A 13,089-nucleotide genomic window follows, 5' to 3' on the forward strand; every position below is an offset into this window, starting at 1 on the left:
GTCGGGCGATGCACCGGGGCGGCCGGGTCAGCGGGTCCGGAACAGGGTCGGCCAGTCGCCGGGTGCCGCGCCGCCGCACTGGTTCTGGTAGCTCAGCGCCGTCAGCCGGAACGCGCCGCGGCTCCAGACCCAGCTCTCGCTCGATCCGCAATCGGCGAGGCCGCGGCCCTTCGACACCGTCGTCAGGGTGCCGCTCGCCGGGTCGAACTCCGGGTCCACCATGTCCGGCCCCTCCGTCGCGTCCTCGGGCAGGCCGGGCAGCGCGAGCTTCACCGGGACGGGCGATCCGCCGCCGCGCGGCAGCACGGCCACCACCGAGGAACCCTGGTAGGCCGCCATGTAGCAGGGGCGGATGGCCAGCGCCCGCGTCGCGTCGAGCGCGAAGACCTCCGGCGGGTCGCGGACGTCGCAGCTCTCGAAGGCGACCGATCGCAGGCTGCGGGCCTGGCGCAGCAGGCTCGCCGTTTCGGCGCGCGTCAGCGGCGGGGGCGGGGTCCAGGCCGGTGCGGCCGGAACCGGGGGCGCCGCGGGCACCGCCGCCGTGCCCCGGGGCGCGATCAGGGCCGTCGCCGTTCCGGGCCGGCCTTGCACGGCGTCCACCAGCAGCACGGCCGCCGTGAACCCGTCCAGCGGCACGGTGCGCGGGGCGTCGTCCCCGGAGGGGGCCGCGTCGAGGGCGATGGACTGGGCGTTGCGGGCGGCCGCGACGAAGGCATCGACCGCGGCCGGATCGCTGGTGGACACGGCGCCGTCCTTGCTCGTCCAGGCCGGGGCGGGAAGCGGGAAAGGCTTGCCGTCGAGCCGGAGGGCGGCGGGATCGACCGGGTCCTCGGCTGCCAGCGTCAGGGTGGGCGGGGCATCGCCGGCCGGCCGGATCAGGTCGAGCTGCGCGCTGGTGGCCTCGTCGAAGCCGCGGGCGACGCAGGCGCGGGTGTTGTCGCAGGCCACGAACCAGTGGCCGAACTGGCGGTAAACCGGAACCGCGGGCGGCGGCGCCGCGGCCGGCAGGAACAGGATCGTGGCAAGCAGCAGCAAGCGGCGCATGGTCGGGTGGTCCTCGGCAGCGGTGGACACGGTGTTCCGCTTCGCCGCGTCGTGACAACAGGGCAGGGCGAGGCCGGGCGCGTGGCCCTCGCCTTGCCAGGGCCGGATCGCGCCCTTTATGTTCGGGCGCAAATCTGCCTCACGCGGTGCTGGCCCGACCCGTCGCGGTGGCCGGGGCCGGTCACGCCTCCTCCGCCGGGGTCACGGTCCGCCACGGACCTGGCCCCCGCCTTCGTTTGCTGGAACGGTCCGATCACATGAAGCTGCTGGTGCCCGTCAAGCGGGTGGTCGACTACAACGTCAAGGTCCGCGTGAAGGCGGACGGCTCGGGCGTCGAAACGGCCAACGTGAAGATGTCGATGAACCCCTTCGACGAGATCGCGGTCGAGGAAGCGGTGCGCCTGAAGGAGCGGGGCATTGCCACCGAGATCGTGGTGGTCTCGGTCGGCCCCACCCAGGCGCAGGAACAGATCCGCACCGCGCTGGCCATGGGCGCCGACCGCGGCATCCTGGTGGAACACCCTGAGACGGTGGAGCCGCTCGCGGTGGCCAAGATCCTCAAGGCCCTGGTGGCGCGCGAGCAGCCGGGCCTGGTGGTGATGGGCAAGCAGGCGATCGACGACGACATGAACGCCACCGGCCAGATGCTGGCGGCGCTGCTGAGCTGGGGCCAGGGCACCTTCGCGTCCAGCGTCGAGGTCGCGGGCGACACCGCCACGGTGAAGCGCGAGGTCGATGGCGGGGCGGAAACGGTGCAGCTGCGGCTGCCGGCGGTGGTGACGGCCGACCTGCGTCTGAACGAGCCGCGCTACGCTTCGCTGCCCAACATCATGAAGGCGCGCAAGAAGCCGATCGAGACGATCAGGCCGGCCGACCTCGGCGTCGACCCGGCCCCGCGCCTGACGCTGCTCAAGGTCGAGGAGCCGCCGACGCGCCAGGCCGGCGTGAAGGTCGCCAGCGTGGCGGAGCTAGTGGCGAAGCTGAAGACCGAAGCCAAGGTGATCTGATCATGACCGTTCTCGTACTGGCCGATCACGACGGCACCGCGATTTCCCAGCCCACGCGCTCGGCCGTCGCGGCCGCGATGCCGTTGGGCGAGGTCCACCTGCTGGTGGTGGGCCCCGCAGCCCTGGCCACCCCGGCCGCCGCGATCACTGGCGTGGCCCGGGTGCTGGTGGCCGAGGATGCCGGGCACTTGCTGGCCGAGCCCACCGCGGCGCTGATCGTGTCGCTGGCCGCGGGCTACACGCACCTGCTCGCCCCGGCCTCGGCGGTGGGCAAGAACGTGATGCCGCGCGTGGCGGCGCTGCTCGACGTGCAGCCGGTCAGCGACATCTCGGGCGTGGTGGACGGCAACACCTTCGTGCGGCCGATCTATGCCGGCAACGCGCTGGCGACCGTGCGCTCGGCCGATGCGGTGAAGGTGCTGACGGTGCGCGCCGCCTCCTTCGACCCGGTGGATGCCGCCGGCGGCGCGGCCGCGGTGGAAACGGTGGCCGTGCCCGCCGATCCCGGCCTGTCCACCTTCGCGGGCGCCGAGATCAGCAAGGGCGAGCGGCCCGACCTGACCGCGGCGCGGATCGTGGTGTCGGGCGGGCGGGCGCTGGGCTCGGCCGAGAACTTCCACCTGCTGGACAAGGTGGCCGACCGGTTGGGTGCCGCGGTCGGCGCCTCGCGCGCCGCGGTGGATGCGGGCTACGCCCCCAACGACCACCAGGTGGGCCAGACCGGCAAGATCGTGGCGCCGGAGCTCTACATGGCCTTCGGCATCTCGGGCGCGATCCAGCACCTGGCCGGCATGAAGGACAGCAAGGTCATCGTGGCGGTCAACAAGGACGCCGAGGCGCCGATCTTCCAGGTGGCCGATTACGGGCTGGTGGGCGACCTGTTCACCGTGCTGCCCGAACTCGACGCCGAGCTGGCGAAGGGCTGAGCGCCGTGAGCGGCACCACCCGGGAGGAGTCCGCGGCGCCCGCCCCAGAGGTCCGGACGTTGGGCGTCGTGGGCGCGGGGCAGATGGGCGGCGGCATCGCCCACGTCGCCGCGGCCTCGGGGCTGGAGGTGGTGCTGTTCGACGTCCAGGTCGGGGCGCTCGACAAGGCGCGCGCCACGGTGGCGCGCAACATGGAGCGGCAGGTCGCCAAGGGCACGCTCGACGCCGCGGCGCGCGACGCGGCGCTGGGGCGCATCGCCCTGGCGCCCGAGATGGCGGCGCTGGGTGCCTGCGACCTGGTGGTGGAGGCCGCGACCGAGCGCGAGGAGCTGAAGGCGCGGATCTACCGCGACCTCGCAGCCCACCTGCGCGCCGACGCGATCCTGGCCACCAACACCAGCAGCATCTCGGTCACCCGGCTGGCGGCGGCCACCGACCGGCCGGAACGCTTCGTGGGGATGCACTTCTTCAATCCCGTGCCGGTGATGCAGCTGGTCGAGGTGATCCGCGGCATCGCCACCGCCGACGCGACCGTGGCGGCGGTGGAAGCGCTGGCGGCGCGGATGGGCAAGACCACGGCGGTGGCCGAGGATTTCCCGGGCTTCATCGTCAACCGCATCCTGTTGCCGATGATCAACGAGGCGGCCACGGCGCTGAACGAGGGCGTGGGCACGGTGGCCGCGATCGACACGGCCATGAAGCTCGGCACCAACCAGCCGATGGGGCCGCTGCAGCTGGCCGACTTCATCGGCCTCGACACCTGCCTGGCGATCCTGCGTGTCTTGCAGGAAGGCACGGGCGACCCGCGCTACCGCCCCAGCCCGCTGCTGGTGAAGTACGTCGATGCCGGCTGGCTCGGCCGCAAGTCGGGCCGGGGCTTCTACGACTACCGCGAGGACCCGCCGCGCCCGACCCGCTGAGGGGAGGGGCGCCGCCGGGAAGGGCGGCCCAGGGTCCAGGGGTGCCGCGATCCGGGACACTGAGATCAGGGGCGCCGGGAAGATGCCGGCCGCGTGGCCGGCACCGCGCCCTTCAGCCGGGGCCGCGCTTCAGGTGAAGCTGACCTTGGCGTTCTCGCCGCCCTGGGGCGGCTCACCCGTGGTCACGGCCTTCACGTAGCCCCAGGCGTGCAGCACCTTGGAGGACGGCGCGTCCCAGTACTCGGCGCCCTCGACCTCCACCGCGATCACCACCAGCGAGGGGTCCTCCGGGCCTTCGGGGAACCAGACGCGCATCCCCTCGCTCCAGAGCGACTTCTGCTTGGCCAGGTCCTTGAAGGCGCGCGCCTTGCCGAAGAGGCTCACGTAGTCCTGGCTGGCGGGCTCGGCGTAGCTCAGCAGGACGCGCGGCTCGGCGCCGATCTCCTCCACCACCGGCGAGCCGTCCTTGGCGAAGAACCACAGGGTCGACTCGAAGCTTTCCTGCTGCGCCCACATGGGGCGTCCCCGGAGGCGGCCGGCGCCGTCGAGGGTCACCATGGTGGCGACCTTGATGGACTTAATCATGTCCCAGACCTTGTTCTGGGCCGCGCGGTCGTGACGGGTGTCGGTCATGGTCGCTCTGTCTCCTCTGGAGCGGCTCCGGCGGACGGGCGGTCGCACCGGGCGCGGGTTCCCACGCTCCGTGACCCTGCTGCCCTGACGCCGCTGCTCTGGGCGCTAACGCCGCCCCCCGCGCGGGGTTGTGCGCCCGGCCCGATGAGTGGGCGGGGGCGATCTTAAGCGGGTGTTCACCGGGACGGCGTCACATGCCGCCTGCATGAAGCAAGAACAGCTCCTTCAGACCCTGGCGCGGCACAAGGATGCCCGCTGGCGGCCCGCGACCTTTGCCGAACGGGGAGCCTGCGTCACCTTCACCACCCCCACGCTGCTGGGAAGCCGCGTCCACATGAACGACGACGCGGTGGGCACAGGTGGGCTGGAGCTGATGGTGCCCAATCCTTCGGGCGGCGAGGGCGTCTACGTCCTGCCCTGGGGGGCACTGCCCGATATCTACGCGCTGACGCTGCACGACCGGCACGCCTGGCGCCGGCTGGCGCAGACGGGCTCGGTGACACCGCCGCAGGTCCGCGCCGTGCTGCGCGAGGTCGCGGTCGCGGGCTATGCCGGGCGTGCCGCGGCGCGCGCCGCGGCCGCGGCGGCGGAAGCGGAGCAGGCCTCGCGCGAGGTCACCCGGCGCGCCCTGATCTACCGGCTGCTGCAGCAGTCGGGCGCGCGCTTTCCCGACCAGCCCGGCGCCGCCGGCGGCGGGCTCGCCGCGGCGCTGGAGCGGATGACCTCGGTGGCCGCCTGGCCCGAGCAGATCTACGCCGCGATCGGCACGCTGGCGGAACTGCTGGAGCCGCTGGGCCTGCCGGAGGACCGCGCCGGCGGCCGCCTGCCGCAGCGGCTGCTGGACCTCCATGCCATGTCCAAGGCCATGCGCGCCGCCACCACGAACACCGAGGATGAGCGCAACTGCGTGCTGTTCATGACCGACGCGGTGCGCCACCTCATCTCGCTGGCGCGGCCGGCGCTGACCGCCGGGCGCACCCTGATGGAGGATGCGGCGGATCTGTTGGCGCAGTGGCTGCGTGACCCGGTGCCCGTGCAGCGCAAGGCGGCCCAGGCGGAATGGCTGCTCGATGGGTGGGAGCTGGTGCTGGCGCTGTGGCAGGTCGGTGGCCTCGCCTCGCTGCGTGACCTGGTGAGGCTGGTGCCGATGATGCCGGTGGAGGCGGAGGAGCTGGTGCCCCTTGCGGAGCGCGTGAACCTGCCCTGGGCCGACGAGTTCCAGCGCCGCATGATGACGCAGGGGCGCGACTGGCGCGCTTCCGCCGTGCTCGACGTCAACCGGCGCAACGAGCGGCTGCGCGCGGTGGCCGCCTGATGTCGCAGGGGGAAAGCGGGACGGCGCCCGTGAAGGAGGCCGCGCGGGAGCCGGTGCTGTCGCGCGCCGACGTGATGGCGCTGTCGGCCGCGGTGGCGGAAAGCCCGCCCGAGCAGCTGACCCGCATCGTCGCGGTGCTCGACGCCATGCCGGACCGCGAGGCCGCCAACGCGGTGCTGGACGTGGCGCGCACCCGGCTGCGCACGCTCGACCCGCGCCGGCGGCTGACGCTGCCGCGGCTGATCTTTCTGCCGCTCGACGGCGCCATCGTGGATGCCCGTCTCTGGCGCCCGGGCGAGAGCCGGCTGCCGCGCTCGATCCTCCTGCCGCTGGCCAGCGCCATCCTGCCCATGCTGGGCGACGATGCCCGCCGCTTCGCCGAGGCCCTGGCCGGGCTGCACCGCGACGAGCACCCGCGCATCCTGCAGATCGGCGAGCAGGTCTGGCCGCGCGCGGCCGAGGCGCTGCGCCGCGTGACCGAGCCGCCGGCGGACTGGCCCTGGGGCAAGGAACACTTCATCCCCTTCGCCCGCTTCTCCGCCACGGTGCTGGTGCAGGGCGCCGCGATCATGCGGGCCGTGCATGCCGCCAGCGGCGGGCCGCCGGACATCCTGGTCCGCTACGCGCTGATGGGAGTGTCGCGCTCAGGTGTTGAGCCGATGCTGGCTGCCATGGCCACGCTGCTGACCGTGTCCCGACGGCCGGCCACCGTCTGCGCCATCGCCGGCAGCCTCTCGTCACGCTCCAGCGTGCCGGCGCAGGCACTGCTGGTGGAAAGCGTCGAGCGGCGGGTGGCGGAGCTGAACTACCTGAAGATGGAGCTGCTGCCGGAGCGGCTGGAGATCCTGGCCGCCATCCTGGAGAACATCAGCGAGGTCATGGGCGCGCGCGCCCCGCAGTGGCGCCGGCGGCTGCTGGGCTGGCGCCACGCGGTGGAAGCCTCGTGCCGCACGACCTATGGCGAGTACGGCGCGGCGCAGATCCTGGAGCCCGCGCAGCGCTTCCGCGACGGCAGCCCCACGGATGCCGAGGTCACGACGCTGGAAGAAAGCGCCCTGGCGCTGCGCCGCTTCGAAATGGCGTCGCGGCTGCTGGGCAGCGACGCCGCCTGCAGCAACGCCCGCCGCACCCTGCTGGGCGACCTCACGGACCTCGCGGTGGGGGTGGCGCCCGGCGCCAGGGTGGAGATCGCCCGGGTGGTGGAGATCCTGGCCGGGCCGGAGCTGGGCTGGGATTTCCTGGAGATCGGCCCCTGGCCGTGAGGCGGCTGGTCCTCAGGCGCCTGATTTCGAGGTGGCGGGCGCGCTTTCCATCCCGTCCCGCCATCGGCGGGGCAGGGTGCCCGGCCGCTGGGGACGCGTCGCCGGCGGACGGCCTCAGGCGCCCAGGCGGATGACGCGCAGCAGGACGCGCCGGCCGCGCGTGTAGTTGAAGCCTTCCACGCTTCCCACGACCTCCAACCGCTCGCCCGCCGCGGCCGCCGCGGCGTCGAGCCCCGGCTGCTCGCGCGCCTCGACGGCCAGGAGGCGGGTTTCGCCGCGCGCCCGGCCTTCGCCCAGGAAGCGCGCGGCCTCGGCGCCGTCGTCCAGCAGGCGGACGGGCGTGCCGAGCGCGAAGACGGCGGAGGGCTCGTGGAAGCCCAGCAGCCCGACGCGCCCGCGCGGCACCCCGCCCGGCACGGTTGCCGCCGCCCGGTCCAGCGCCGCCGCCAGGTGCGGCGCCACCCAGGGCGCCTCGAGGCGCGGCAGCGTCGCCTGCATCACCACCCATTGCAGCGGAATGGCCCAGAGCACCGCGGCGAGGCCGGCGCGTGCCCAGCCGCCCTCGCGGGCATGGTGGAGGACGCGCCAGGCCAGCACCGCCGCGAAGGGGATGCCCAGCAGGCTCCAGCCGTCGACGCGGTGGTCCGCGAGCCAGAACACGGCCGGCGCCGCCACCGCGAGGCCCGCCGCCACGCCGAGCAGCGCCAGCCAGCCCAGCCCCGCCAGCCAGCGCGGCGGGACGCGGCGCAGCGGGTCCATGGCCCAGGTGGCGCCCAGCAGCATCAGCGCGGGAAACACCGGCAGGACGTAGTGCGGCAGCTTGGTGGACACCGCCTCGAACACGATCCAGTTCGGCACCGCCCAGGCCAGCAGGAAGCGCGTCGCCGGCTGCAGCCGCGCCTTCCAGGCGCCGGGGATGGCGCGCAGCACCAGGAAGGCACCCGGAAAGGCTGTCAGCCCGAAGATCAGCAGGTAGGTGCCGGGCGGCGCGCCGTGCGCCTCGGCGGAACTGCCCACCTTGCCCAGCATGTCGTGGCCCACGGCCTCGGCAAAGAAGCGCCCCTCGGTGGCAACCCCGATCGCCACCAGCCAGGGCACGCAGACCAGCAGCGCCAGCGGCAACCCCCAGAGCGGGCGCAGCGCCCGGAACCAGGGTGCGCGACGATCGGTGACAAGGAGCGTGATTCCCGTCAGCAGCGGGATCATCGGCCCGATCGGGCCCTTCAGCAGGATGCCGATCCCCAGCACCACCCAGAACGCCGCCGCGTGCCGGCGGGTGAAGGTGTCGGGCGACAGGTAGGCGCGGCCCAGCAGCCCCATGGTGGTCGCCACGGTGGCGAGCAGCGCCGCGTCGGTCTTGGCGATATGCGCCTCGACGCAGAGCAGCACCGCCGAGGCCAGGAGTGCGGCCCCCAGGAAGGCGGCGCGTCGTCCCACCAGCGCGCGGCCGAACTGGAAGGTGGCCAGCACCGCCAGCCAGGCACCGAGCGCCGAGGGGATCCGGTAGGTCCAGATGCTGTCCTGAACCGGGAGGCCCGCCGCCCCCAGCACCTCCGCCGAGGCGGCCTGCGCCCAGTAGATGCCCACCGGCTTCTTGTTGCGCTCTTCTTCCTGGTTGCGGATGCGCACCCAGTCGCCGCTCTCGACCATCTGGCGCGAGGCCTGGGCGAAGCGGCTCTCGTCGCGGTCGCCGGGCGGCAGGGTGAAGAAGCCCGGCAGCCAGAGCAGCAGGCAGAGCAGCGTCAGCCACAGCCGCGGGCGTCGGGTTTCCGGCAGCCTGTCGAGGAATTGCGGCACGGCGTGAGTCGCTTCCGTTGCGCGCGCCGCGGCGGCCGGTCCGGCACGGGTGCGGCGCGAGGGGACTGAAACTGCCCGGGCGCGCCTCCACGCGGGGTGAATGGCGGGTCCCGGCGGGCGGCGGGCGCGGCGGCCTCTAGCACGCGGACGCGCGGGGGGACATACGGGGCGTGACATGGCCAACCCTTCCGACACTCCCCCCGGCAAACCCCCGGGCAACCCCCCGGGCGGTTCCCGCCCGCCCCGCCGTTCCGGCCCCGGCGCCGCCCCCGGTGAGAACCGTGGCGGCGGCGGCCGGTCCGGCGGCGGGCGATCCGCGCCGGGGCGACGCGCAGAACCTGCCAACCCCGTGCGCCAGGGCGCGGCCGCGCTGATCGAGGCGGTGCTGGAACGGCGTCGCCCGCTGGAAGAAGCGCTGGACGCCCTGCCGGCGATGGAAGCGCGCGACCGGGCGGCGGCGCACCGCATCGCCTCGGCGGTGCTGCGCCGCCTCGGTTCGATCGACGCGGTGCTGGAGCCGCTCTTGCGGCGCGAGCCGCCCGACATCGCCCGCGCGGCCATGCGCATCGGCGTGGCGGAGCTGCTGGTGCTGGGCACCCCCGCCCACGCCGCCGTGTCGGCCGCCGTGGCGCTGGTGCCTCAGCCCTTGCGCGGCCTGGTCAACGCCGTGCTGCGCCGCGTGGCGGCGGAAGGGGCGGAGGCCATCGAGGCGCTGGACGGGGAACGGCTCGACACGCCGGGCTGGCTCTGGGGCTCCTGGCACGCGGCCTACGGCCCGGCGGTGCGCGCCATCGCCCGCGCCCACCGGCTGCCGGCGCCGCTCGACCTCAGCCTCCTGCCCGGTGCCGCGGTGCCCGAAGGCGGGGTGCTGCTGCCCACCGGCACGGTGCGGCTGCCCGCCGGCACCCGCTTCACCGATCTCGCGGGTGCGGGGGAAGCGCGTTTCTGGGCGCAGGATGCCGCGGCCGCCCTGCCGGCGCGCCTCCTGGCGGCCCGCGCGGGCGAGCGCGTGGCCGATATCGGCGCGGCGCCGGGCGGCAAGACGGCGCAGCTCGCCTCGGCGGGGGCGCGGGTGACCTCGGTGGAAAAGGACGCCCGCCGCGCCGAGCGGCTGCAGGCCAACCTCGCGCGCCTGGGGCTGGAGGCCGAGATCGCCGTCACCGACGCCACCGCCTGGCGCCCGGCCGAGCCCTTCGACGCCATCCTGCTCGACGCGCCTTGCTCCGCCACCGGCACCATGCGCCGGCACCCGGACGTGCCCTTCCTCAAGCGTCCCACTGACGTGGCCTCGCTGGTGGCGTTGCAGCGGCCGCTGATCCAGGCGGCGGCGGCGGCGCTGCGCCCCGGCGGGCGGCTGGTTTTCGCGACCTGCTCCCTCCAGCCGGAGGAAGGCGAAGGGCAGGTGGGCTTCGCTGCCTCGCTCGGCCTCCGGCCCGACCCGGTGACCCCCGATGAACTGCCCGGTCTGGCCGAGGCGCTGACGCCGGAGGGGCATGTCCGCACCCGTCCCGACCTTTGGGCGGAGCATGGCGGGCTGGACGGGTTCTTCGTGGCGCGGTTCCGCAAGCCGGAGTGATTGGGGGCAGGCTGGTCCGGGCGAGCCCGCAGGGTGTCCGCCCGGCCGGTCGCGTGTCAGTCGGGCCGGCGGCCCCTCTGCCCCGCCGCGCCCGGCCACGGCGGGGCGAGCCGGAACCTCCCCACCCGGCGGCGCGCGGGTGCGGCGCGTCGCCACACCTTGTTGATGCGCGGTTAAAGGCGATGTCACGAGGTTGCCCCGCCCGGCACCCGCTGGCAAAACTCGCCACCGTGTCCAGACCAGTCCGCATCGCCCCGTCGCTTCTCGCCGCCGATTTCGCCCGGCTGGGCGAGGAAGTGCGCGCCGTGGAGGCCGCCGGCGCCGACTGGCTGCACCTCGACATCATGGACGGCCATTTCGTGCCGAACATCTCCTACGGCCCGCAGATCCTGAAGGCCCTTCGGCCGCATTGCGGCCTGCCCTTCGACGTGCACCTGATGATCGCGCCTGTGGACCCCTACCTCGCGGCTTTTGCCGAGGCCGGGGCCGCGGTGATCTCGGTGCATGCCGAGGCCGGGCCGCACCTCCACCGGTCGCTGCAATCCATCCGCGCGCTGGGCTGCAAGGCGGGCGTCGTGCTGAACCCGGCGACGCCGGCCGCGGCCATCGAGCCGGTCTTGGACATGCTGGACCTCGTGCTGGTGATGACGGTCAATCCCGGCTTCGGCGGGCAGTCCTTTCTCCGCTCCCAGCTACCAAAGATCGCCGCGATCCGGCGCATGATCGACGCCTCCGGCCGCGAGATCGCGCTGGAGGTCGATGGTGGGGTTACTGCGGAGACCGCGCGCCCCTGCATCGAGGCCGGGGCCGACACGCTGGTGGCCGGCACCGCGGTCTTCGCCAAGCCCGATTACCGCGCGGCCATCGAGGCCATTCGGGGGGACGCGATCCGAGGCACCGGCAGCCGGGGAGTGGCCGCATGAGCGACTGGATGCGCGGCGCCCGGCGCACCATCGCGGGGCTGAAGCCGATCCGCGTTCCCGACGCCCCGGCGCGGGCCTTCCGGGACCTGTGGCCCGGCGACGCGGCGCGGGGGCAGCGGCTGCTCAAGGGCGAGTTCGAGTATCTCGGCACCACCCGCGCCCTGTTGCCGGCCGAGGCGGCGCGCAGCGTTCCGGGTGCTGCCGAGGAAATGCGCGGCGGCAGCCTTGCCTGGCGCTCGGCGTTGCATGGCTTCGCCTGGCTGCGCGACCTGCGCGCGCTGGGCACCGACAGCGCCCGGCTGCGCGCCCGCGCGCTCACCCAGGACTGGCTGGGCCGCACCGGGGCCGAGCCGCTGGCGGCAGCGCCCGAGATCACCGGCGCGCGGCTCTCCGCCTGGCTGGGCCACTGGGACTTCCTGGCCGCCACCGCCGAGGACGGCTTCCGCCGGATGCTGATGCAGCGCCTGGCGCATGATGCGCGCGGGCTGGTGGCGTCGCTGCCGGCCGATTGCGGTCATCGCGGCGCGCTGGTGGCGCTGAAGGGCGCGCTGGCCGCGGCGGTCGCGCTGGAAGAGGAAGCCTGGCTCGCCCGCTGCCTGCGCGTCCTGCCGGGCGAGCTGGAGCGGCAGTTCCTCCATGACGGTTGCCATGTCGAGCGCTCGCCCGCCATGCACCTGGCGGCGCTGCAGGACCTGATCGAGCTGCGCAACCTCCTTCATGGCGCCGAGCTGGAAGCCCCGGCGCACCTGGCGCTGGCGCTCGACCGCGCCGGGCCGGCGCTGCGGGTGTTCCGCCACGGCGACGGCGGGCTCGCCGCCTTCAACGGCACCAGGGGCGAGGCGGCGACGCTGCTCGACCTCGTGCTGACGCAGGCGCAGACGCGCGGCCGCGCGCCGCTGATCCTCCATGAGGGCGGGTTCCAGCGCCTCCAGGCCGGGCGGACGCTGGTGATCGCCGATTGCGGCGCGCCCCCACCGGGCCGGACCAACGCCACGCCGGGTGCCCTGCCGCGCGGCGCCGACCGCCTCCATCACGCCGGCACGCTGAGCTTCGAGATGTCGGTCGGGCGCGACCGTCTCATCGTCAACTGCGGCGCGGCGCCCGCCGCCGAGGGCGAGTGGCGCGACGCGCTGCGCTCCACCGCCGCGCATTCGACCCTGGTGCTGGCCGACACCAACAGCGCCGAGCTGCGCGAAGAGGGCCTCGGCCGACGTCCCGAACATGTCGAGGCCGACCGGCAGGAGGCCGAGGGCGCGCAGTGGCTCGACGCCACGCATGACGGCTGGAAGCGCACCCTGGACGCGATCCATCGCCGCCGGCTCTGGCTGTCGGAAACCGGCGATGACCTGCGCGGCGAGGACGTGGTGGAGGGCGAGAACCCGCCCGGCTTCACGATCCGCTTCCACCTACACCCGGCGGTCGAGGCCTCGGTCGTCGACGAGGGCAAGGGCGTGATGTTCCGCCTGCCCTCGGGCAGCCAGTGGCGGCTGCGCGCCGAAGGGGCCAGCCTGTCGCTGGAAGAAAGCCTCTACGTGGCGGGCGAGCCGCGCCCGACCCAGCAGGTGGTGCTGGAGGCCGAGACCGGCACCACCAGCGTGCAATGGGCCATCCGCCGCGTGGCGGCCGCGGAGGGGTGAGCGGGCGGGCAGCCCCGGCGGTGGCCCCAGGGCTGAAACCCAGGTTGGA

General features: G+C 74.2%; 11 protein-coding genes. 8 read left to right on the top strand and 3 right to left on the bottom strand.

Features of this window, described 5'->3' with window-relative positions; translation table 11 throughout:
* Nucleotides 1-27: 27 nt before the first annotated feature.
* Nucleotides 28-1,176 carry a DUF1176 domain-containing protein gene (locus tag ACFFGY_RS10230; protein ID WP_377044388.1) on the bottom strand — a complete coding sequence of 383 codons (1,149 nt, stop codon included), beginning with the start codon at nucleotides 1,174-1,176 and terminating at the stop codon, nucleotides 28-30.
* Between the two features lie 125 nt (nucleotides 1,177-1,301).
* Between ACFFGY_RS10230 and ACFFGY_RS10235 the strand changes: the two genes are divergently transcribed.
* Genes ACFFGY_RS10235 through ACFFGY_RS10245 form a run of 3 tightly spaced genes read left to right on the top strand, consistent with a single transcriptional unit; the run spans nucleotide 1,302 to nucleotide 3,897 of the window.
* A complete protein-coding gene (locus tag ACFFGY_RS10235) occupies nucleotides 1,302-2,051 on the top strand; it encodes an electron transfer flavoprotein subunit beta/FixA family protein (protein WP_377044389.1) in 750 nt (249 codons plus the stop codon).
* 2 nt (nucleotides 2,052-2,053) lie between these two features.
* The gene (locus ACFFGY_RS10240; protein ID WP_377044390.1) at nucleotides 2,054-2,977 is read left to right on the top strand and encodes an electron transfer flavoprotein subunit alpha/FixB family protein; all 924 of its coding nucleotides are present in this window, start codon (nucleotides 2,054-2,056) and stop codon (nucleotides 2,975-2,977) included.
* Between the two features lie 5 nt (nucleotides 2,978-2,982).
* Nucleotides 2,983-3,897 carry a 3-hydroxybutyryl-CoA dehydrogenase gene (locus tag ACFFGY_RS10245; protein WP_377044391.1) on the top strand — a complete coding sequence of 305 codons (915 nt, stop codon included), beginning with the start codon at nucleotides 2,983-2,985 and terminating at the stop codon, nucleotides 3,895-3,897.
* 129 nt (nucleotides 3,898-4,026) lie between these two features.
* Here ACFFGY_RS10245 and ACFFGY_RS10250 read toward each other — a convergent pair whose 3' ends face one another.
* Entirely contained in the window at nucleotides 4,027-4,530 is a 504-nt protein-coding gene (locus tag ACFFGY_RS10250; protein ID WP_377044392.1) for a pyridoxamine 5'-phosphate oxidase family protein, read from the bottom strand.
* A 205-nt stretch (nucleotides 4,531-4,735) separates the two neighbouring features.
* Here ACFFGY_RS10250 and ACFFGY_RS10255 point away from each other — a divergent pair, with 205 nt between their 5' ends.
* Both ACFFGY_RS10255 and ACFFGY_RS10260 read left to right on the top strand, forming a co-directional pair.
* Nucleotides 4,736-5,845, top strand: a complete 1,110-nt coding sequence (locus tag ACFFGY_RS10255) for a hypothetical protein (RefSeq protein WP_377044393.1) — start codon at nucleotides 4,736-4,738, stop codon at nucleotides 5,843-5,845.
* Between the two features lie 29 nt (nucleotides 5,846-5,874).
* On the top strand, nucleotides 5,875-7,107 hold the full coding sequence (locus ACFFGY_RS10260; protein WP_377044394.1) for a hypothetical protein: 1,233 nt from the start codon (nucleotides 5,875-5,877) through the stop codon (nucleotides 7,105-7,107).
* A gap of 114 nt (nucleotides 7,108-7,221) precedes the next feature.
* Here the strand turns inward: ACFFGY_RS10260 and ACFFGY_RS10265 are convergent, their stop codons facing one another.
* Nucleotides 7,222-8,904 carry an ArnT family glycosyltransferase gene (locus ACFFGY_RS10265; protein ID WP_377044395.1) on the bottom strand — a complete coding sequence of 561 codons (1,683 nt, stop codon included), beginning with the start codon at nucleotides 8,902-8,904 and terminating at the stop codon, nucleotides 7,222-7,224.
* 349 nt (nucleotides 8,905-9,253) lie between these two features.
* On the opposite strand from ACFFGY_RS10265, the gene ACFFGY_RS10270 reads away from it, so the two are divergent.
* The 3 genes from ACFFGY_RS10270 to ACFFGY_RS10280 all read left to right on the top strand — a co-directional run bounded on the left by ACFFGY_RS10270 (nucleotide 9,254) and on the right by ACFFGY_RS10280 (nucleotide 13,040).
* Nucleotides 9,254-10,480, top strand: a complete 1,227-nt coding sequence (locus ACFFGY_RS10270) for an RsmB/NOP family class I SAM-dependent RNA methyltransferase (protein WP_377044396.1) — start codon at nucleotides 9,254-9,256, stop codon at nucleotides 10,478-10,480.
* A 182-nt stretch (nucleotides 10,481-10,662) separates the two neighbouring features.
* Complete coding sequence (gene rpe / locus ACFFGY_RS10275; protein WP_377044397.1) at nucleotides 10,663-11,403, top strand: ribulose-phosphate 3-epimerase; 741 nt, start codon at nucleotides 10,663-10,665, stop codon at nucleotides 11,401-11,403.
* Nucleotides 11,400-13,040, top strand: a complete 1,641-nt coding sequence (locus ACFFGY_RS10280) for a heparinase II/III family protein (RefSeq protein WP_377044398.1) — start codon at nucleotides 11,400-11,402, stop codon at nucleotides 13,038-13,040. The genes rpe and ACFFGY_RS10280 overlap by 4 nt, the downstream gene beginning before the upstream one ends.
* Nucleotides 13,041-13,089: the final 49 nt, after the last annotated feature.

The sequence above is a fragment of the Roseomonas elaeocarpi genome (assembly GCF_042433915.1).
Classification (GTDB): Bacteria; Pseudomonadota; Alphaproteobacteria; order Acetobacterales; family Acetobacteraceae; genus Roseomonas; species Roseomonas elaeocarpi.

Coding starts and splice junctions, on each gene's coding strand:
- ACFFGY_RS10235 (WP_377044389.1), top strand. CDS start 1,302: ATGAAGCTGCTGGTGCCCGTCAAGCGGGTGGTCGACTACAACGTCAAG.
- ACFFGY_RS10240 (WP_377044390.1), top strand. CDS start 2,054: ATGACCGTTCTCGTACTGGCCGATCACGACGGCACCGCGATTTCCCAG.
- ACFFGY_RS10250 (WP_377044392.1), bottom strand. CDS start 4,530: ATGACCGACACCCGTCACGACCGCGCGGCCCAGAACAAGGTCTGGGAC.
- ACFFGY_RS10255 (WP_377044393.1), top strand. CDS start 4,736: ATGAAGCAAGAACAGCTCCTTCAGACCCTGGCGCGGCACAAGGATGCC.
- rpe (WP_377044397.1), top strand. CDS start 10,663: ATGTCACGAGGTTGCCCCGCCCGGCACCCGCTGGCAAAACTCGCCACC.
- ACFFGY_RS10280 (WP_377044398.1), top strand. CDS start 11,400: ATGAGCGACTGGATGCGCGGCGCCCGGCGCACCATCGCGGGGCTGAAG.